Origin of the sequence: Streptomyces sp. NBC_00659, assembly GCF_036226925.1 — a bacterium.
Lineage (GTDB): Bacteria > Actinomycetota > Actinomycetes > Streptomycetales > Streptomycetaceae > Streptomyces.
On sequence record NZ_CP109031.1, the window covers coordinates 5548718 to 5568582 of the forward strand.

The 19865-nt window shown below is 70.5% G+C and carries 18 protein-coding genes; 11 read left to right on the forward strand and 7 right to left on the reverse strand.

Annotation, left to right across the window (positions count from 1 at the left end):
* Positions 1-62: 62 nt before the first annotated feature.
* Both OG410_RS24235 and OG410_RS24240 read right to left on the reverse strand, forming a co-directional pair.
* Entirely contained in the window at positions 63-266 is a 204-nt protein-coding gene (locus tag OG410_RS24235) for a DUF397 domain-containing protein (protein WP_329301125.1), read from the reverse strand.
* Between the two features lie 9 nt (positions 267-275).
* Complete coding sequence (locus OG410_RS24240; RefSeq protein WP_329301126.1) at positions 276-1127, reverse strand: helix-turn-helix domain-containing protein; 852 nt, start codon at positions 1125-1127, stop codon at positions 276-278.
* A gap of 272 nt (positions 1128-1399) precedes the next feature.
* On the opposite strand from OG410_RS24240, the gene OG410_RS24245 reads away from it, so the two are divergent.
* The 5 genes from OG410_RS24245 (at position 1400) to OG410_RS24265 (ending at position 8061) form a co-directional block, all read left to right on the forward strand.
* Positions 1400-1591: an ATP-binding protein gene (locus tag OG410_RS24245; protein WP_443063791.1), complete on the forward strand. Its 192-nt coding sequence runs from the start codon at positions 1400-1402 to the stop codon at positions 1589-1591.
* 542 nt (positions 1592-2133) lie between these two features.
* Positions 2134-5175, forward strand: coding sequence for a BTAD domain-containing putative transcriptional regulator (locus OG410_RS24250; RefSeq protein WP_329301127.1), 3042 nt, complete (start codon positions 2134-2136; stop codon positions 5173-5175).
* A 154-nt stretch (positions 5176-5329) separates the two neighbouring features.
* Positions 5330-6067 (forward strand): prepilin peptidase, encoded by a 738-nt coding sequence (locus OG410_RS24255; RefSeq protein WP_329301128.1) that lies wholly within the window; start codon positions 5330-5332, stop codon positions 6065-6067.
* Between the two features lie 187 nt (positions 6068-6254).
* Positions 6255-7454, forward strand: a complete 1200-nt coding sequence (gene mqnC / locus OG410_RS24260; protein WP_326786174.1) for a cyclic dehypoxanthinyl futalosine synthase — start codon at positions 6255-6257, stop codon at positions 7452-7454.
* Between the two features lie 7 nt (positions 7455-7461).
* Positions 7462-8061 carry an imidazolonepropionase-like domain-containing protein gene (locus tag OG410_RS24265; RefSeq protein ID WP_329301129.1) on the forward strand — a complete coding sequence of 200 codons (600 nt, stop codon included), beginning with the start codon at positions 7462-7464 and terminating at the stop codon, positions 8059-8061.
* A gap of 20 nt (positions 8062-8081) precedes the next feature.
* Here the strand turns inward: OG410_RS24265 and OG410_RS24270 are convergent, their stop codons facing one another.
* Entirely contained in the window at positions 8082-9125 is a 1044-nt protein-coding gene (locus OG410_RS24270) for a chitinase (protein ID WP_329301130.1), read from the reverse strand.
* A 432-nt stretch (positions 9126-9557) separates the two neighbouring features.
* Here OG410_RS24270 and OG410_RS24275 point away from each other — a divergent pair, with 432 nt between their 5' ends.
* From OG410_RS24275 to OG410_RS24290, 4 genes are all read left to right on the forward strand, one after another.
* Complete coding sequence (locus OG410_RS24275; protein ID WP_329301131.1) at positions 9558-9923, forward strand: hypothetical protein; 366 nt, start codon at positions 9558-9560, stop codon at positions 9921-9923.
* Between the two features lie 19 nt (positions 9924-9942).
* Positions 9943-12294: a bifunctional polysaccharide deacetylase/glycosyltransferase family 2 protein gene (locus OG410_RS24280; protein WP_329301132.1), complete on the forward strand. Its 2352-nt coding sequence runs from the start codon at positions 9943-9945 to the stop codon at positions 12292-12294.
* Positions 12295-13701 (forward strand): acyltransferase family protein, encoded by a 1407-nt coding sequence (locus OG410_RS24285; protein WP_329301133.1) that lies wholly within the window; start codon positions 12295-12297, stop codon positions 13699-13701.
* A 268-nt stretch (positions 13702-13969) separates the two neighbouring features.
* Positions 13970-14665, forward strand: a complete 696-nt coding sequence (locus OG410_RS24290; RefSeq protein ID WP_329301134.1) for a demethylmenaquinone methyltransferase — start codon at positions 13970-13972, stop codon at positions 14663-14665.
* 42 nt (positions 14666-14707) lie between these two features.
* On the opposite strand, the gene OG410_RS24295 is transcribed toward OG410_RS24290, so the two are convergent.
* Together OG410_RS24295 and OG410_RS24300 are read right to left on the reverse strand one after the other, a co-directional pair.
* Complete coding sequence (locus tag OG410_RS24295) at positions 14708-15040, reverse strand: PASTA domain-containing protein (protein WP_326786167.1); 333 nt, start codon at positions 15038-15040, stop codon at positions 14708-14710.
* A gap of 81 nt (positions 15041-15121) precedes the next feature.
* Positions 15122-15628 carry a GNAT family N-acetyltransferase gene (locus OG410_RS24300; protein WP_326786166.1) on the reverse strand — a complete coding sequence of 169 codons (507 nt, stop codon included), beginning with the start codon at positions 15626-15628 and terminating at the stop codon, positions 15122-15124.
* A 98-nt stretch (positions 15629-15726) separates the two neighbouring features.
* Between OG410_RS24300 and OG410_RS24305 the strand changes: the two genes are divergently transcribed.
* Complete coding sequence (locus OG410_RS24305; RefSeq protein WP_326786165.1) at positions 15727-17028, forward strand: geranylgeranyl reductase family protein; 1302 nt, start codon at positions 15727-15729, stop codon at positions 17026-17028.
* Positions 17029-17113: 85 nt separating this feature from the next.
* Here the strand turns inward: OG410_RS24305 and def are convergent, their stop codons facing one another.
* On the reverse strand, positions 17114-17740 hold the full coding sequence (def, locus tag OG410_RS24310; RefSeq protein WP_328670818.1) for a peptide deformylase: 627 nt from the start codon (positions 17738-17740) through the stop codon (positions 17114-17116).
* Positions 17741-17932: 192 nt separating this feature from the next.
* Positions 17933-18769, reverse strand: a complete 837-nt coding sequence (locus OG410_RS24315; RefSeq protein WP_329301135.1) for a C40 family peptidase — start codon at positions 18767-18769, stop codon at positions 17933-17935.
* A gap of 724 nt (positions 18770-19493) precedes the next feature.
* On the opposite strand from OG410_RS24315, the gene OG410_RS24320 reads away from it, so the two are divergent.
* Positions 19494-19853, forward strand: a complete 360-nt coding sequence (locus OG410_RS24320; RefSeq protein WP_037627175.1) for an NADH-quinone oxidoreductase subunit A — start codon at positions 19494-19496, stop codon at positions 19851-19853.
* Positions 19854-19865 lie beyond the last annotated feature (12 nt).

Below are 19865 nucleotides of genomic sequence, written 5' to 3' on the forward strand. Positions count from 1 at the left end.
TGTGAACGTATCGCGCTGATCATTGCGAGTGGAACGCCGAACTGAGCTTCGTCGAAGGGCTGTTACGCGCGGGGCACGGCGACCGTTCCGGTGCGTACGGCCTGGAGGAGGTGGCCGACGGGGGCGGGCGTGGTGGTGAGGACGGTGCCGGGGGTGTCGGATTCACGGAGGTGGAGCGCTACGGGGCTGGAGGCGAGCTCGACGCAGGAGTCGCCGTCACCCGGCCCCGAGTAGGACGACTTCTGCCAGTTGTCAGGGGTGCTCATGGGTACCTCTCACAGCTCCTTCGCCAACCTGTGGATGAAGTCGCGGGACCGGTCGGCGTCCAGCGACACTTCCTCGACCTTATGGAAGAGCGTGCGGTAGGCGTTGAGCTGGGCTTCGGAGTCGATGAATGTGGCGCCCTGGGGAGCGTCGCGCACGACGGTGTCCAGTTTGGGCACCGGTCCTCCCGCGTAGGTCATGGCGCTCGTGGCGCCACCGAACCCCTCCAGGTCGAAGGGGATCACGCGCACGGTGATGTGCTCGGCTTCGGAGAGGCCCAGCACATGAGTGAGTTGGGCCCTTGAGGTGGCACGGTCGCCGACCATGATGCGCAGTGCCGCCTCGTGGACGACGCCGTCGTACCGCTTGGGCGTGGGGGTTTCGAGCAGCGCCTTGCGCTGCATGCGGTGCCGCACGCGCAACTCGACTTCCTCTGAAGGGAGTTCAGGTACGCGGTACGAGAAGACCGCACGGGCGTACTGCTCCGTCTGGAGAAGGCCGGGGACGTAGAGGAACTGAACGTCCCGCAGGAATGTCGCGTGGTGCTCCAGCTCGGCGAGGTCGAGGAACGGTGTGGGCAGCAAGCCGCGGTACAGCTCCCACCACCCGCGTGTCCGGTCGGTGGCCATGGCGACCAAGGCTTCCGCGAACGCTTCGTCCGTGCAGACGTACTGTGCCGCGAGCCGGCGTAGCCGCTTTTCGCTCACGCCCGCGAGGCCGGCTTCGATCTGACTGATCTGCGCGGGGCTCACTCCGAGCAGTGTGGCCGCTTCTCGCGATGCGAGCCCGGCCGCTTCGCGGAGTCTGCGCAGCTCGGCCGCCAGGCGCATCTGACGTGCCGTTGGGTCACGCCTCAATGCCATCGGCTTCCCCTCTCGGCGCGCCTAGGAACGTGACTCGTCCGGGGGTAGATTACGCGACCGCCTTGTGAAATCTAAATAATTAGGTCTACCTTCAGTGATGCGAGGGTCACTCTGCGACATGCCGGGACCCCGGAAGCGCACCACTCCGTCCTGCCGTGACGGCTGTGGCACCGCCACCGCCCGGAATCGCCGGCCCCGATCAACTCCTCATGCCGCGAACGGAGTTCACGCATGCCTGAATCCGAGCCCTGGACCTACACCCTGCACATCCCGTGCTGCGGATCGGCGCGTGGGACGCGAGTCCGGTGCCGCCGCCGTACGACGTGGAGGTGGCCTCCGGCGAGGAGGAGGCGGGCCGGGGGCTCTTCCTGGTCCGGGCGTGCGCCGACGACTGGGGCTGGCATCCGCTGCGGCAGGGCGGCGACGGCGGCAAGTACGTGTGGTGCGATCTGGCGGCGGCGTAGGCGCGAGGCCGGCTTCCTGAACCCTCGCGAAACAGGTGGGCGTGGACCCCGGCCGAACCGGGGTAGGCGTCTCGGCGGTGTGACGGGACCGGCGCGATGCTCTGATAATATTGATCTCGAGCTGGTCGGCGGAAGTCGCACAGACCGGTCACGCGTTGGTGGTCCAAGGAAAGACGCCCCGCTTCCTGCGGGGAAATGCAGGTGCAAGGCCTGCCCGGCGCTCCACGAAGACCCTGTCCCGAATCCTCGGGGCAGGGTCTTTTTTCGTCTGGCACGGCACCGGCACCGGCTCGGCATCGGCACCGGTGTCCGGACCCGCCCCGGGAGCGTCCCGCAGATGCTGTGAAGGGTGTGAGGGTCCGACGGGGGTGGCGGCCCCCGGGCTGCGGCGGCAACTCGGTTGTCCCGGGTGGTTGGTGATGAAACGGGCGGGCGGTCGTCAATGCCGTCTGCCCGACCTTCGACACCCTCCCTAGACTCTCAGTAGGCTCGGGCCACCCCCCGAACTCACGCCCTCATCAGACGACCCCAGGACACCCGCCATGGCGCGACGCACCAACTCCAGTTCGACGGGCGGCTCGCCGGGTCCGAGGAATCGGACGCCGCAGCCCCTGCCCCGGCGTCGTCGGACGTTCGGGGACTTCGTAAAGGCGTTCGGGGCGTTCGTCGCCCTGCTGGTGCTGCTCGTCGGCGTGCCCGGCGCGCTGGTGGTCGCCGTGGGCTGGCCGCTGCCGCACGGCGCACCCTCGGTGGACTGGCTCCAGCAGGAGATCACCGTCGGCACGTTCATCCACGTGCTGACGGTCCTCGTGTGGCTCGCGTGGGCGCAGTTCACCGCGTGCGTCCTCGTCGAGATGAAGGCCGCGCTGTCGGGCGTCGGGCTGCCGAACCGCGTACCGGGCGCCGGGGCGAGCCAGTTGCTGGCCCGTCAGCTCGTCGCGGCACTCCTGCTCGTCGGCGCCGCCGCCGCGAGCTTCACCCCGGGACTCTCCCAGCTCGGCCAGAGCCTGGAAGGCAACCAGCACGGCTCCGTCGCCGCCGCCCAGCAGACCCCGGGCGGGCTGTTCGGGCAGCAGCAGGAGCGGGCCGCCGCCGAAGCGGCCGCGGCCGTCGCCGAACAGGCCGCCGACGCCGCGTCCCAGGCCGCGTCGCGGCCGGACGGCGGCACCTCCGCCCGGCACGGCGACACGAAGTACTACCGGATCCAGCCGCCCGAGGGCCGTCACCACGACTCGCTCTGGGAGGTCGCGCAGCGCCACCTCGGCGACGGGCGCCGGTACAAGGAGATCTACGAGCTCAACAAGGACCGTACGCAGCCCGACGGGTCCAAACTGTCCGAGGCCAGCCTCATCCGGCCCGGCTGGATCATGGAGATGCCCGGCGACGCCCACGGCGGCGAGCTCGTCGAGATGCCCGACGCCGAGCCCGGGATCCCGGAGCAGGCCGAGCGGCAGATCCAGCAGCAGATCCACGACTACGCGAAGACCGGCGATCACCGGCAGGCCGACGGCCGGCAGGACAGCGGCGCCGACCGGAGCGGCCGGACCGACCGGGACACCGCGCAGTTCCGCGTGCCCCAGCAGCGGGCCGGCGGCGACCCTGACCAGGAGCGTGAGCGCGCCGCCTCCGACGAGACCGCCGCGGACTCGCGCGACGGACAGAGCTCGCAGCCGGCCGCCGCGGAGAGCGGGCCCGCCTTCGGGCTGCCCGAGGCCCTCGTCGGCGCACCCCTCCTCGCCGCGGGCCTCCTCGGGGCCCTCGGCCGGCGCCGCCGACAGGCCCTGTGGCAGTCGGCGCTCGGTGCCGTCCGCGGGCACCGGGGAATGGAGCCGCCGGTTCCCACCGGATCCGCTCAGGACGCCCAGGACGCGCTGCTCGTCGGCGCCGACCCCGAAGGCGTACGTCTCCTCGATCTGTCGCTGCGCGGACTCGCGGCCGCTCTCGCCGCCGAGTCCCGCCCGTTGCCGACCGTCTACGCGGCCTGGCTCGGCGGCGACGGCGATCTGCACCTCCAGCTCGCCCAGCCGGCCGGAAAGCCGCCCGCGCCGTGGCAGCTCGGCCAGGACCAGACGTTCTGGATGCTGGCACGCGCCGACGCCGAGCGGTACGAGGAGACCGACACCGCCGCCCCGTACCCCGGCCTCGTCAGCCTCGGCACCATGGACGACTCGCGGCTCCTGCTCAACCTGGAGGCCGTGCCCGGCATCGTCTCCCTGAGCGGAAGCGCGACCGACCGCGCGGCCGTCTTCGCCTCCGTCGCCGCCGAACTGGCCACCAACGGCTGGTCGGACCGCATGACGATCACGCTCGTCGGCTTCGGCGAGGACCTGACGCCGCTCGCGCCCAACCGGCTGCGCCACCTCGACGACATCGAGGCGCTCGTCGAGACCATGGAGGCCGAGACCAGGCAGCGGCGCGGCGCGCTGGGTGCCGCCGGACACGACTCCGTGCTCACCGGCCGTACCGGGCCCGCCCAGCACACCCGTTGGGCCCCGCATCTCGTCCTCCTCGCCGCCGAGCCGTCCCCCGTCGACGCCCTCAGGCTCGCCGAACTGGCCGCCGACGCAGGGCGGTTGGGGATCGGCTATCTCGTCGGCACCGAGAGCGGCGAACTGCCGGGCGCGGCCTGGGAGATGGAGATCACCCGCGAGGGCAAGCTGCTCGCTCCGCTCCTCGGACTCGAACTCGACGCGCAGATGCTGCCGGTGGCCCAGCAGCGCGCGGTCGTGGAACTCTTCGTCGAGGCGGACCCGGAGGGCGGACCCGACGGGCCGAGCAGTTCCCCGCCGTTCCTCGTCGACATCAGCGAACAAGGGCGGCCCGCCGTGTACGCGCGGCTCGTGGGCCCGTACGAGATCATCGGCCTGGAGACGCCCGAGGGCGAACGCAGCCCGCTGCTGCACGAGGCGCTGGCGCTGCTCCTGCTGCACCGCGAAGGCGTGCACCCGCGGGTGCTGTCCTCCGCGCTGTGGCCGCGCGGTGTCACCGAGGACGTGCGGGACGCGCTCGTCGAGCGGTTGCGCGGCTGGCTCGGCACCGACCCCGACGGCACCCCCCGCCTCGGCGCCGACGCGACCGGGCGGCTCACGCTCGCCAAGTCCGTCGTCTCCGACCTGGACGTGCTGCGCTCCCTGTACCACGAGGCGACACAGGGCAAGGGCGTCGACAGCCGTGTGGTGCGCGGGCGGTTGCTCACCGACGCGCTCGTCCTCGTCCGCGGTCCGCTGCTCGCCGACCGCCCCGAGGGACGTTACGGCTGGCTCACCCACGAGATCATCGACGCCCAACTGCCGCTGCTCGTGGCGGACATCGGCCTCGCCCTGTCCGCGTTCCATCTGGAGAAGGACCGGGCGGAGAAGGCGATCGAGGCGCTGAACGCGTCGATGAACTCGGCACCGGCGGACGAACGGCTGTGGAACGAACTGCTGCGCGCGACGCACGCGACGGGGGACGAGGACAAGGTGAAGCGGCTCGCCGCGGACCTGGTGGCCCGCAGCGGGGCGCGCGGGCTGCCGCCCCGCACGGAGGCGCTGCTCGACGAACTGCTGCCGGCCTGGCGGAGCGGCGCGGCCGCGGTGAGCTGACCGCACCGACTCGGCCGCAGGATCCGTATCGAGGCAGCCCGCCGACGGTACGGGTTCCGTGGCTGCCGTGGCTGCCGTGGCTGTCTTGGCCATCGTGGCTGTCTTGGCCGTCGCACCGGAGTCACTCCGGAGTCACTCTTCCTGGGGGGAACGCGTGGATCTCGACCTCTGGCTCGTCGCCGTCGCCGCACTCTGGGGCGCGGCGGCGGGGCTCCTGGTGCCCCGGCCCGCGTACCGCTTCGCCGTCGACCCCGACGAACCGTGGCGGGACCGCTGTCCCGAAGGGCAGCCGATCACCGGGGCCGCGCGCGGATGGCTGGGGCTCGCCCGTTCGCCGGGCGGAACCCGTTACGGCCCCGCCGTCCTCCTCGTCGCGCCGGTCACCGCCCTGCTCTGCGCCGGGCTCGCCGCCGCGACCGGTACGCGCCCGGAGCTGGGCGTCTGGCTGCTGCTCACGCCGCTCGGCGTCCTGCTCGCCGTGGTGGACTTCCGGGTGCAGCGGCTGCCGGACGCGCTGACCCTGCCGCTCGCGGGGGCGGCGCTCGTGCTGCTCGGGGCGGCCGCCGCGCTGCCCGAGCACACGGGGGACTGGCCGACCGCGCTGTTGGGGGCGCTCGCGCTCGGGGGCGGGTACTTCGTGCTCTTCCTCGTCAACCCGAACGGCATGGGCTTCGGCGACGTGAAACTCGCCCTCGGTCTCGGCGCGGTGCTCGGCTGGTACGGGTGGAGCGTGGTCGTCCTCGGGACCTTCGCCGGGTTCCTGTTCGGCGCGCTGTACGGGACGGTGCTGGTGATCGCGCGGCGCGCGGGGCGCAAGACGTCGATCCCGTTCGGCCCCTTCCTGATCGCGGGGGCGTACGTGGGGCTGCTGATCGGGGCCTACGCGGCCTGACGCCGGCCGGGGCGGCCGGTTCGCGTGGCCGAAGCCGCACGGCCGAACGGCCCCGGTGTGCCGGGCCGGTCGAGTGGGCCTGGCCTCGGTCGGCGCGTCGGGCCGGCGGGCCTGACGTCGGCCGCTGCGGTGGGCTGGCGTAGGGTGGTCGGGTCTGTCCACAACCCTTACGAAAGGGACGCTCCCGGTGACCGAGAAGGCCGACCTTCAGTCCGTGCTGGACCGTGCCGCCGAGGGTGGGCGGATCACTCCGGAAGAGGCGCTCGTCCTCTACCGCGACGCCCCGCTGCACGCGCTCGGCGCGGCCGCCGACGCCGTGCGCCGCCGCAGGTACGCGGGTACCGAGCACATCGCGACGTACATCATCGAGCGCAACATCAACTACACGAACGTGTGCGTCACGGCGTGCAAGTTCTGCGCGTTCTACGCGGCCCCCAAGGACACCGCCAAGGGCTGGACGCGCGACCTCGACGACATCCTGCGCCGCTGCGCCGAGACCGTCGAACTGGGCGGCACCCAGATCATGTTCCAGGGCGGGCACCACCCGGACTACGGCGTCGAGTACTACGAGAAGCACTTCGCCGCGATCAAGGGCGCGTACCCCGAGCTGGTCATCCACTCCCTCGGCGCGTCCGAGGTCGAGCACATGGCCCGTATCTCCAAGGTGAGCGTCGAGGAGGCCATCCAGCGGATCCACGCGGCCGGACTCGACTCCTTCGCCGGTGCCGGTGCCGAGCTGCTCCCCGCCCGCCCCCGCAAGGCGATCGCCCCGCTCAAGGAGTCCGGCGAGCGGTGGCTGGAGATCATGGAGATCGCGCACGGTCTGGGCGTCGAGTCGACGTCCACCATGCTGATGGGCACCGGCGAGACCAACGCCGAGCGCATCGAGCACCTGCGGATGATCCGCGACGTACAGGACCGGACGGGCGGCTTCCGCGCGTTCATCCCGTACACCTACCAGCCCGAGAACAACCACCTGAAGGGCCGCACGCAGGCGACGCTCTTCGAGTACCTGCGGATGATCGCGATCGCCCGCCTGTTCCTCGACAACGTGGCCCACATCCAGGGCTCCTGGCTGACCACCGGCAAGGAGGTCGGCCAGCTCTCCCTGCACTACGGCGCGGACGACCTCGGCTCGATCATGCTGGAGGAGAACGTCGTCTCCTCCGCCGGTGCCAAGCACCGCTCCAACCGCATGGAGATCATCGACCTGATCCGCAAGGCGGACCGTGTCCCGGCCCAGCGGACCACGACGTACGAGCACATCGTCGTCCACGACGACCCGGCGAACGACCCGGTCGACGAGCGCGTCATGTCCCACATCTCCTCGACAGCGATCGAGGGCGGCACAGCGCACCCCGAGCTGAAGCTGCTGGCCTCCAACTAGCCGCGCCGTGCTGACACTTCACGTAGCCGAGCAGTCGGCCGGGACCTCGGTCCTGGTCGACGGGGCAGCCGTCGCCGCCGTCGGCCCGTACGAGGAACTGGCCGCTGCCCATCCGGACGCGAAGGTGCGGCGCTGGCCCGGCATCCTGACGCCGGGGCTGCTCAACCCGTACGGCCCGGAGCTCCTGGAGGGCATGTACCACCCGGACCCGCGTGAGGCCGAGGGCTTCGGCACCGAGCCCATCGGCGGGGAGCGGGCCAAGCGGATCTTCCGCGCCGATCCCGCACGCGTCGGCGCGAGCGCGCGGCGCGGGATCCAGCGGTTGCTGGCGCACGGCACGGTGGCGGTGGCCGGGGAGCTGCGGTCGCGAGCCGTGGTCGACGCGGTGCGCAGGGTGGGTCTCGCGGTGGGGCGGCGGCCGGACCGGCTCGCGGGGCCGGCGTCGCTGTCCCCGACCCCGCTGATCATGCTGCCGGGGCTCGCGCCGGGCGGCCCCGCCCGGTTCGCCGTGTTCGACGTGGCGGACCGCGCCGAACTGGTCCGGCTCGGTCCGGGAACCTGTGTGGCGACCGTGATCGGCGGGCGGCTGGTGTACCGGAGCCGCTGATCACGGCACGTGCCGCCGGCTCAGCCCGCGAACGCCTTCGCGAACGCCCCCGCACTCTGCTGCACGCCGCTGCAGTCGGTCGCCGCGTCGCCCGCCGTGGCGCTGCCCTTCTCGCACTGCCGGTCCCGGAACGTCGACCACATCGACACCCAGGCCACCCCCTTCTTCTCGGCGAACTCCCGTACCTGCGCCGCGTCCGAGAGCCCGAACGTCTCGTTGTCCACGTCGTTGACGCCGATCATCGAGGTGAGCGCGAGCCCCTGCCAGGCATCGGCGGCCGACAGCCCGAACACCTTCTTCAGCTGCTCGTGGGCCGCCTCGGCGGACGTGATCGCGTAGTCGCCCATGTCGTCGGCGTACGAACTGCCGTAGTTCATGGTCATGATGTTGACCGTGGAGACGTCCACCGAGTGGTCGTTGGCGGACTCCAGGAGGGCCAGGCCGTCCGCGTCGAGGCCGGACGGCATCACGGGCAGGGTGAAGGACACCGTCAGTCCGGGGCGCTTCTTCTGGAGCAGCGCGATGGCCTCGGAACGCAGCGCGACCGAGGCGGAGTCACTCAACTGGGCGCCCTCGACGTCGAAGTCCGCCTGGGTGGAGCCGGCCGCGTCCAGCGCCGCCCCGTAAGCGGCGGCGAGGTCGGTCGCGTTGTCGCACGTCGACGCCAACTCCTTGCCCGAGGCGCCTCCGAACGACACCCGCACCCGCGCGCCGGACTTCTTCAGCGCCGAGACCCGGGACTTCACGGCCGTGTCGCCGATCGCGTAGTTGCCGTCCCACTCCGGTGTGCAGCCGCCGCCGTCCGAGATCACGAAGGCCAGGTTGTACGTGGTCGGCGACCCCGCCGCGTCGGTGTCGGCGGCGGTCGTGGCGCTCACGTACGGGGCGTACGAGGTGGCCGACGACTTCGTCGTGCCCGGGTTCGGTGACGCCGCCGCGGCCGTCGTCCGGCCGGCTCCCGCGGACGCCGGGTCCGAGGCGCCGCCGCCCCCCGAGGAGCACCCGGCACAGGCCAGGGCCACCACGCAGACGACCCCCGCGGCCGGCCTCAGGAAACTCCGCATTCCGCACGCACCCACTCTCGTGATCTGTTGTGATCTCTCGCGACATCTTGCGACGCCTTGTGATCTCTGTCTCAGGACAGAAACAAACGGTTGTTCCCCGACTGGAAATGTGTCACATCCGGAACGGAATACGGAATGGAGATCGCGAAGAAGAATCGTGGGCGAACATGCCGACAAAGGGGGTTATTTGGACTCCAGAAGGGTGCATATCTCCCATATTCATCAGGCCTGAGCTGCGTGGGCATTTCTCGATTCTCATAGAGAAAATACAGGTTGGGGCCTCTCTCATGGTTCGTTCATACGGAACTCGGAGTTTCTGACACATAAACGCGTCCTACCGTCTGGGGAATGCAATCCGAGTCCGCCGTCGAAAATCATGCCCCAGTGCGTGGCCGTCGCCGCAAACGCGGCAGCGGGGCCGAGGCCGGCCCCGTGTTCGTTGACAACTCCGGGCGCCGTGCCCGCCTGCTGAGCAGAGTCGGGATGCTCGTCTGCGTCGGCTGTCTCGGCTATGCCGTCGTGCTCGGCATGGCCTTCATGGGCTGGGGCACCTCGCTGACGCCTTCCTCGCTCCTCCCCTTCGACGGCGGCCGGGCCGGCTCCGCCCCCGGCGGGGGCTACGGCGGACCGCGCGCCGGCACCGCCCCGAGCGGCGCGCCGGACGGAGCGCCCACCGGCACCCCGCCGTCGGGTCCGCCCACCGGGTCCACGCCCTCCTCCGCCTCCACGGCGACGGCCGGTGCGTCCTCCACCACCACGACAACCGCCGGGGCCTCCGCCTCCACCGGCGCCGAGTGACGGGGGCGCACCCACTCTCATGACCACGACGACACCGGCGCGCGGCCGCCGGCGGGCCCCCTCCAAGCTGGAGCGGGCCGCAGGGAAGGCCGCCGCGCTGCAGAAACCCCGTGTCATCCTCGCCCTGATGCTCCTGCTGGCGCTCATCAGCGTCATGCTGCTCGACGGCTATCTGCGCTCGGAGATCGGCAACGACGCCCGCGTGCGCGACGGCGCGGCCTACGACAAGGTCCCCCAGAAGATCCTCGACGGCGGGCCCATCCTGACGTTCACCGGCGGCACCGCGAAGACGCAGTCCGTGCCGAAGAAGACCATCGTGCTCACCTTCGACGACGGGCCGACCCCCAACTGGACGCCCGAAGTCCTGAAAGTCCTGAAGAAGAACGACGTCGACGCCACCTTCTTCCTGGTCGGCTCGATGGTCTCCCGCTACCCCGGCGTGGTGAAGAACCTGGTGGACCAGGGCAACGAGGTCGGCATCCACACCTTCACCCACGTCGACCTCTCCTACCAGAGCACCACGCGCCTCCAACGTGAGCTGAAGCAGACGCAGTTGGCCCTCGCAGGCGCGGCCGGCATCACCACCACGCTGTTCCGTGCCCCGTACTCGTCGGAGATCAGCGCCGTCGACAACTACAGCTGGCCCGTCTACAAGGAGCTCGGCGGCCTCGGCTACACCAGCGTCTTCGTCGACACCGACAGCGACGACTGGAAGAAGCCGGGCGTCTCGAAGATCGTCCAGTGGGCGACACCGAAGAAGAACCAGGGCGCCATCGTCCTGATGCACGACGCGGGCGGCGACCGCTCGCAGACGGTCGAGGCGCTCGACACGTACATCAAGAAGATGAAGGCGAAGGGCTACACCTTCACCACCGTCAGCGGCGCCCAGGCCGAACTGAACCGGTCGGCGTCCGGGGCCGCACCGGACCGGGGCGCCTCTGCGGCCGCGTCGGACCAGAGCGCGTCCGCGGCCGCTCCGAACCGGGGCGCGTCCGGGTCCGGCGGCACCTCCGCGGCCACCGGTCCGGCGGCGGGTGGCATCGCGAGCGCCGCCGCGCAGGCGGGCCAGCGGAAGGCCGACGGCGCGACCCTCTACGAGGGCAAGGCACTCGTCTACGCCGTGGCGGTCGCCGAATGGGTCGTCCCGGCGCTGTCCTGGTTCCTCGTGGTCGTCGGCGTCGCCGTCATGGGCCGCTTCGGGATGATGCTGATCCTCGCCCGCCGTCACCACCGGCAGCGCAACCGCAAGCGCAGAGGCGGCCGGGGCGGGAAGTTCAGCTGGGGACCGACGGTCACCCGGCCGGTGACCGTGATCGTGCCCGCGTACAACGAGAAGGAATGCATCGCCAACACCCTGAAGTCGCTGGCGAGGAGCACGCATCCGATCGAGATCATCGTGGTCGACGACGGCTCCGACGACAACACGTCCGAGATCGCCGAGTCGCTCGGCATGCCGAACGTCCGGGTCATCCGGCAGGAGAACGCCGGCAAGCCCGCTGCCCTCAACAACGGTGTACGCAACGCCCGTCACGACATCGTCGTGATGATGGACGGCGACACCGTCTTCGAGCCGGACGCCGTGCACCAGCTCGTGCAGCCCTTCGCGGACCCGGAGATCGGGGCGGTCGCGGGCAACGCCAAGGTCGGCAACCGCGACACCGTGATCGGCGCCTGGCAGCACATCGAGTACGTGATGGGCTTCAACCTCGACCGCCGCATGTACGACCTGCTGCGCTGCATGCCCACCATCCCCGGCGCGATCGGCGCGTTCCGCCGGGACGCGGTGCTGGGGGTCGGCGGCATGAGCGAGGACACGCTCGCCGAGGACACCGACATCACCATCGCCATGCACCGCGCGGGATGGCGGGTCGTCTACCAGGAGCACGCCAAGGCCTGGACGGAGGCGCCCGGTTCGCTGAAACAGCTCTGGTCGCAGCGCTACCGCTGGTCGTACGGCACCATGCAGGCGTTGTGGAAGCACCGCAAGTCCCTGACGGACAAGGGGCCTTCGGGCCGCTTCGGACGCGTGGGCATGCCGTTGGTGGTGCTCTTCCAGATCGTCACGCCGGTCTTCGCGCCGCTCATCGACGTGTTCACCCTCTACTCGATGATCTTCGTGGACTTCCGGGCCGCGCTGATCGCCTGGCTTGCCGTCCTCGCGGTCCAACTGGTCTGCGCGGCCTACGCGTTCCGGCTCGACCGGGAGAGGTACCGCTACCTCGCGATGCTGCCGCTCCAGCAACTCGCCTACCGCCAGATGATGTACCTGGTCCTGATCCACTCCTGCGTCACAGCCCTGACCGGCGGCCGGCTCCGCTGGCAGAAGCTCAAGCGCACGGGCGAGGTCGGAACCCCGGCGGGGGTGAGCTAGATGACCTGGGGCGCGGAACAGCAGGGCCAGGGGTACGAGGGCGAGTACGGATACGGGTACGGGCACAGCTCCGGGTACGACGGCGGGTACGGTCACGGCCCCGCGTACGGGTACGGCGGCGAGTACGCCCACGACCCCGGGCAAGGGCTCCCGTACGACCGGACCCCGTCGTACGAGCAGCCGATGGCGTACGAGCAGTCGGCTCCGTACGAGGAGCGGTGGCAGTACGTTCCCGGGCCGGAGGACCCTGTCTTGACGGAGACGGAGACGGAGACGGAGACGGCGGCGACGGTGGAGGCGGAGGAGGAGGCGACGGCGACGACCGGGCCGGTCTCGTCCCCGGTCCCATCCCCTTCCCGTGAGAAGGGGGCGGGGGGCGGCCGGGACCGGTACTTCGACGCCCTCCGCGCCGTCGCCCTGGTCCGTGTCGTCACCTATCACACCTTCGGCTGGGCCTGGGCCGGACTGGTCTTCCCGTCGATGGGCGTGATGTTCGCGCTCGCCGGCACGCTGATGGCCAAGTCCCTGGAGCGCCCCGCCCTCACCGTGGTCCGGAGCCGAATACGGCGCCTGCTGCCGCCGTTCTGGTTCTGGGGCCTCTTCGTCGTGGTGGCGATGCTGATCCACGGCTGGATGCCGGGCTGGCAGATAGTGTTCTGGGTCGTCCCGGTCGGCGACCCTCCGGGGAATCAGTGGGGCGTGCAGGCCTGGGAGATTCTCTGGTACCTGCGCACGTACCTCTGGTTCGTCCTGCTCTCCCCGCTGCTGCTGAAGATCTTCCGCAGGGCCCCGATCCCGGTGCTGCTGCTCTCGCTCGTCCCGGTCGTGGTCCTCCAGTACGAGTGGCAGCCGCCGGACGGCCGCCTCGGCAGCGCCCTCACGGACCTCGCCACCTATCTCTTCTGCTGGCTCCTCGGCTTCGCCCACCGCGAGGGGGTGCTCCAGCGTCTGAAGCCGGCCGCGGTGGTCCTCGCCTCGGCGGCCGCGCTCGCGTACGGCGGCTGGTACGCCCTCGCGCACCGCGCGGAGTACGGCACGTACGACCTCGACGACATACCCCTCGCCCAGGCCTTCTGGTCGGCGGGCTTCGTGACGCCGCTGATGTACTTCAAGGCGTACTACGACGTCGACTTCGCCTGGCTGGCCCGCTTCAGGCGGCTCGACCGCGCGGTGACGGTCTTCAACGGGCGGGCGGTGACGATCTACCTCTGGCACGAGATCGCGCTGATCCTGGCCGTCCCGCTGATCGACCAGTTCTGGAAGGTGCCCGCCTTCGAGAAATGGCTGCCCCTGGAGAGCCAGTGGTTCATGTTCGCCGTCGGCTGGGTGCTGATCTGGGTCGCGATCCCTCTGTTCGGCTGGGTCGAGGACGTGGCCGCCCGGAAACGACCCCGGCTGCTGCCGTAGCGGCTCGAACCTCACCATCACCGCGCCGTCCACCGAGATCCCGGAGCCCGTGCGGTAGTGCCCGGCCCGCGACAGCAGCCCCTCGGACCGACGGCCGGAGCCCGCAGCCCGCCGGGCCGACGGCGGACACCGGAGCCGTCGGACAGCGCCGTACCTCCCCGTGGTTCACGGGGGCGGATGCGGCGCTTTTCCCGTATGCGGGGAACGGAGCCCGATTCCCGGCCGGGCGCCGGAGAGCCGTCGGGTCCGTACTGCCACAATGGGGACCGTGACCCGCGCATCCCTGGACAAGCAGCCGCACGAAGTCGCCTCGATGTTCGACGACGTGGCGGAACGGTACGACCTGACGAACGACCTGCTGTCGCTCGGACAGGACCGGGCGTGGCGCAAGGAGGTCGCGAAGGCGGTCGACGCGCGGCCCGCGCAGAAGATCCTGGACCTCGCGGCCGGCACCGCGACCTCGTCGCTCCCCTTCGCCCGCACCGGCGCGTACGTCGTCCCCTGCGACTTCTCCCTCGGGATGCTCCGCGTCGGCAAGCGCAACCACCCCTGGCTGCCGCTGACCGCCGGTGACGCGACCAGGCTGCCCTTCAAGGACGACACGTTCGACGCCGTCACGATCTCCTTCGGACTGCGCAACGTGCAGGAAACCGACACCGCGCTCCGCGAGCTGTACCGCGTGACCAAGCCGGGCGGACGCGTCGTGATCTGCGAGTTCTCGCACCCCACCTGGGCGCCGTTCCGTACGGTCTACACCGAGTACCTGATGCGCGCGCTGCCCCCGGTCGCCCGCGCCGCCTCCTCCAACCCCGACGCGTACGTCTATCTCGCCGAGTCCATCCGCGCCTGGCCGACCCAGCCGGAACTGGCCCAGCGGCTGATCGGTGCCGGCTGGTCGAAGGTGGCCTGGCGCAACCTGACGGGCGGCATCGTCGCCCTCCACCGGGGCTACAAGCCGGCCTGACCCCGCTCGGCGTCCACCCGCCGGCGAACCCGTCCGGTGCTGTTACCTGAGGACCGCGAACGGGTCGCCGGGCAGGTCGAGTTCGCGGCGCAGCCCGCCCGACGGCGGACGGGGCGGACGTGGTTCGCGTACTCCGGCGCCGCCCTCGGCGTCCCCCAGGTCGAACCACACCGTGACGACGGCTCCGCGCGGCACCTCGGCACCGGGCTGCGGAAATTGCCGTACGACGTAGTCGACGACCGTCCGAGGGAAATCGGGCCGGTCGGGCGCGGCGAGCAGAACACCACGCGCCTCTGCCGTCTCACGCGCGTCCACGGCCATCAGGCCGACGAGCCGCGGCACGCGCACTTCGGGTGTCTTGGGTGTTATGCGCACAGACGTCACCCCCAGCGGTACCGGAAGGGTAAACCTCGTCCGTGCCCTTCCGGAAGCCATGAGGAGACGCGCCGGAATCCGTCACAGGGCCAGCCGGTAGCGGTGGCCCTCCTGCTGCGACGCGGGCAGCGTGAACCGCTCCGCGAGCTCCATGCCGAGCCGTCTCGTCACCGCGATGGAACGGGCGTTGCCCGCGTTGACCATGGCGACGACATCCGTGACGCCCGCCGCGCGGACCCGCTCCAGCGTGGTCCGCGCCGCCGCCGTGACGTACCCCTTGCCCCAGTGCGCCCGCCCCAGCCGCCAGCCGATCTCGATCTTCCCGGCCGGACCCCAGGCGTGCGGCCACGGCTGCGCGCCCGTGAAGCCCAGTACCTCGTCCCCGGGACCGACCATCGTCCACAGGCAGAACCCGTACTCCGCGTCGTGCCGCCGCTGGCGGGCCGTGAGCTCCTCGTAGACGGACCGCTCGGCCGCGCGGCCCCCGTGGAACTCCATGACCTCGGGGTCGTCGAAGACCCGGTGCCAGGCGAGGGCGTCCTCGTCGGTGGGAACGCGCAGGCGTACATCGGGGAGAGCTCGGTTCACGGGGCAGCCCTTCAGCCGGGTGATCGGTACCGCTGCATAGACTGCCCATGTCCAGTGCCCGTCGGCACGTTGATTTCGAGTCTTGGGGAGAACCCGCCGTGACCGAGCCCCAGCCGCTCTCCGAAAACACCGCCGACGTCATCGTCGTCGGGGCCGGGCCAGCCGGTTCGACCACCGCGTACTACCTGGCGAAGGCGGGACTCGACGTCCTGCTCCTGGAGAAGACGGCCTTCCCGCGCGAGAAGGTCTGCGGCGACGGTCTGACCCCGCGCGCCACCAAGCAGCTCGTGTCGATGGGCATCGACATCTCCGAGGAAGCCGGCTGGCTCCGGAACAAGGGTCTGCGCATCATCGGCGGCGGCGTGCGCCTCCAGCTCGACTGGCCGGATCTCGCCTCCTTCCCCGACTACGGACTCGTGCGCAAGCGGGACGACTTCGACGAACAGCTCGCACGCCAGGCGCAGAAGGCGGGCGCGCGGCTGCACGAGCGCTGCAACGTCGGCGCCCCGATCATCGACGAGCGCACCGGCCGTATCACCGGCGTGCACGCGAAGCTGGGCGACGCCGACTCCAAGGAGAAGCGGGAGGTGACCTTCCATGCCCCTCTGGTGGTCGCGGCCGACGGCAACTCCACCCGTCTCTCCCTCGCGATGGGCCTGCACCGCCGCGAGGACCGCCCGATGGGCGTCGCCGTCCGCACGTACTTCACCTCGCCGCGCCACGAGGACGACTACCTGGAGTCGTGGCTGGAGCTGTGGGACCGCCGGGGCGCCGAGGACCGTCTGCTGCCCGGCTACGGGTGGATCTTCGGCATGGGCGACGGCACCTCGAACGTCGGCCTCGGTGTCCTCAACACCTCCGACTCCTTCAAGGAGCTCGACTGGCGCGAGGTCCTGAAGGCCTGGTGCGCCTCGATGCCGGAGGACTGGGGCTACACCCCCGAGAACATGACCGGCCCGATCCGCGGCGCGGCCCTCCCGATGGCCTTCAACCGTCAACCGCACTACACCAAGGGCCTGCTGCTGGTGGGTGACGCCGGCGGTCTGGTGAACCCCTTCAACGGCGAGGGCATCGCCTACGCCATGGAGTCCGGCCAGATCGCCGCCGACGTCATCGTCCAGGCCCACGCGCGCGCCACCCCGGGCCAGCGCGAACTGGCCCTCCAGCGCTACCCGCGTGTCCTCAAGGACACCTACGGCGGCTACTACACGCTCGGCCGCGCCTTCGTGAAGCTCATCGGCAACCCGAAGGTCATGAAGATCGCCACCCAGCGCGGCCTGACCCACCCGATGCTGATGAAGTTCACCCTGAAGATGCTCGCGAACCTCACCGACCCGACGGGCGGCGACGCGATGGACCGCATCATCAACGGCCTCTCGAAGGTAGCCCCGAAGGCCTGACCGAACGGGACCCGCGCGGCCCCCGACGGCCACCTGCCGGACGGGGCCGCCGAGCGGTCACCCGCCGCACGAGCCGCCCGAGCGGTCACCGCGACAGCTCCGACTCCTTGGCGGCGCGACGGGCCACCACCTGCTCGCGCCGCTCGGCCACCTGCCGCAGGGCGTCCTTGCGGTCCCGCCGGGAGAGCCGGTCCAGGTAGACATGTCCGTCGAGATGGTCGCTCTCGTGCTCCAGACACCGCGCGAAGTACCCCGTGCCCTCGATGACGAGCGGGTCCCCGTCCTTGTCGACGCCCCGCACGACGGCCCGGTCCGGGCGGGGCACGTCCACGACGGCACCCGGGACGGACAGACACCCCTCGCCCTCGTCCAGGAGGCGGCGGCCGGAGGGTGCGAGCCGCTCCAGGACGGGGTTGGCGATGTGGCCGACGTGCCGGACGCCGTCGTCGTCGGGGCAGTCGTAGACGAAGAGCCGCAGATCCACACCGACCTGGTTCGCGGCGAGGCCGGCGCCGTCGGCGACGTACATGGTCAGGAACATGTCGTCGATGAGCGCGGCGAGATCGGGACCGAACTCGGTCACGTCCCGGCAGGGGCGGTGCAGGACCTCTTCCCCGACCTCGGTGATCCGCCGCACGGTTCCGCGCCGGGCCTCCGGCGTGAGCGACGGGTACGAGCCGACCGGGCTTCCCTGGACGAACACACGGGGCATCGCTGTCTCCTTCGGTACACGGGCACCGCGGCCGACGGCGGTCCGCCGCCCTCCGGTACCGGTCACCACCCTGGCGGAAGCCGTCGCGCGGCGTGCGCGAAACAGCCCGAAGATCGGTCTTCCGACGCCTTCCGGACAGCCCGAAGGACCGCTCCCCGCACAGGAAGCGGTCCTCCGGAAGTCACCCGTGGGTCAGAGCACGCGCACCGCGCCCGTGGCCGGGTAGCCCGAGAGGTCCTGGATCACGACACCCTTGGAGGGGTTGGCCGCGTCGAGGTACTGCCCGTTACCGATGTACACCCCGACGTGGTACGCGGAACCCGCCGCACCCCAGTACAGAATGTCGCCGACCTGGACATTGGACAGGGAAACCGGCGTACCGGACACCGACTGGTCCTGCGAGACGCGCGGCAGGTCGACGCCGACCTGCTTGAACGCCGCCTGCACCAGCCCGGAACAGTCCCACGCGTTGGGTCCGGTGCCGCCCATGACGTACGCGTCGCCGACCTGAGCCTTCAGGAAGGCGACGACGGTCGCGACACTGCCGCTGGCCGGGGCGGCGACGTTCGTGGACGTGGACGCGCTCGCCGACAGGACGGTCCGCGCCGAGGAACGCGAGACGGCGTCGGCCGCCGCGGCCTTGCGCGCGGCCTCGGCCGCCTTCTTCTTGGCCTCGGCCTTCGTCTTGGCGTCGGCCAGGTCGGCCTTGGCCTGCTTGGCGGCCTTGGCGGCCGCCGCGTCGCGCTCCGCCTGCAGCTGGTAGTTGGCCGCGGCCTGCTGGGTGGCGTCCGCGGACTCGGCGACCTGCGTGGCCAGATCGGCCGTCAGGGTCGGCAGTTCCATGGTCTGCGTCACGGGCTCGGCGGCGCTCGCCGAACCCGCCGCGCCGGCCACTGCCAGGGTGCTGAGGACGCCACCGGCAACTCCGGCGCGCATCGCGAGCGACGGAGCGTTGCGACGGGGCTTCCGGTGGCTTCGTATGTGTGCGGTGTGGGACATGGGTACTAGCGGTACCAGGGGCTCCTCCATACCTTCAAGAAACGTGTGGTGCGCCACAGTTGTTCAATCGGCCGCCGAATTCGTCGCCCGTCACTCTTTATTGACGCCGTAACGGGCATTGCGGACACTGTCCATCGGGCCCGTGATCATGGCCTTTCAGTAATACGTCCGAATTGCCCGCCACCTACCACCGGTTGAAGTCGATGGCCAAGCCCGGCTTATCTGACCCATAGGTAGATGTGGCGCAGGTCACGGAACGGTCACCCGGACCCCCGCGTCCCGCGCGTGACCCTTCCCCGCCGCCGCGTCGCCCCCGCTCGTGAACGCGTGCACGTGTCCACATCGGTCCCGTTGATCCCCCCGAAGTGTGAACGCGGTCCTCTATCAAGGGGGTGCGTCCAGCGCGAATTTGCATGCAGGGGAAGTCTCTTGATATTGAGACGACCCCCTGGGCCTGCGGAGATGAGCGAAAATGTCACATCTGGTGATCGACCTGACGCTTCGCGTGTGAAGATCACTGCTCATCCGACTTCATGATCGTTCGTCAGGTGGTGGAGATCACAAAGCTAAGGCAATACCCCGTGTCGCAGATCACAGACCGCCGGGCATAAGATGCGAGGCAGTTGGGCTTGTGACCTGCTTCACATGTCCGCGATCTTCGCCGGGACGGGTGGGGTTCGCGGTGCTGACGAGGTAGGGGTGCAGGCTCGCCGAAACCGCCACCAGTCAGTGCCGACTGAGAGGAGCGAGGAGCGTGAACGCGTATGCGCCGATCCTCGTACTGGGAGCCCTCGGGGCAGGCTTTGCGATCTTCTCCGTGGTCATGGCCACGCTGATCGGTCCGAAGCGGTACAACCGCGCCAAACTCGACGCGTACGAGTGCGGCATCGAGCCGACCCCCACGCCGGTCGGCGGTGGGCGCTTTCCCATCAAGTACTACCTGACGGCGATGCTCTTCATCGTCTTCGACATCGAGATCGTCTTCCTCTACCCCTGGGCCGTCACCTTCGACGCCCTGGGTGTTTTCGGGCTCGTGGAGATGCTGCTCTTCGTGCTCACCGTCTTCGTCGCCTACGCGTACGTATGGCGGCGCGGCGGCCTGGAATGGGACTGAGGGGCCTTTAAG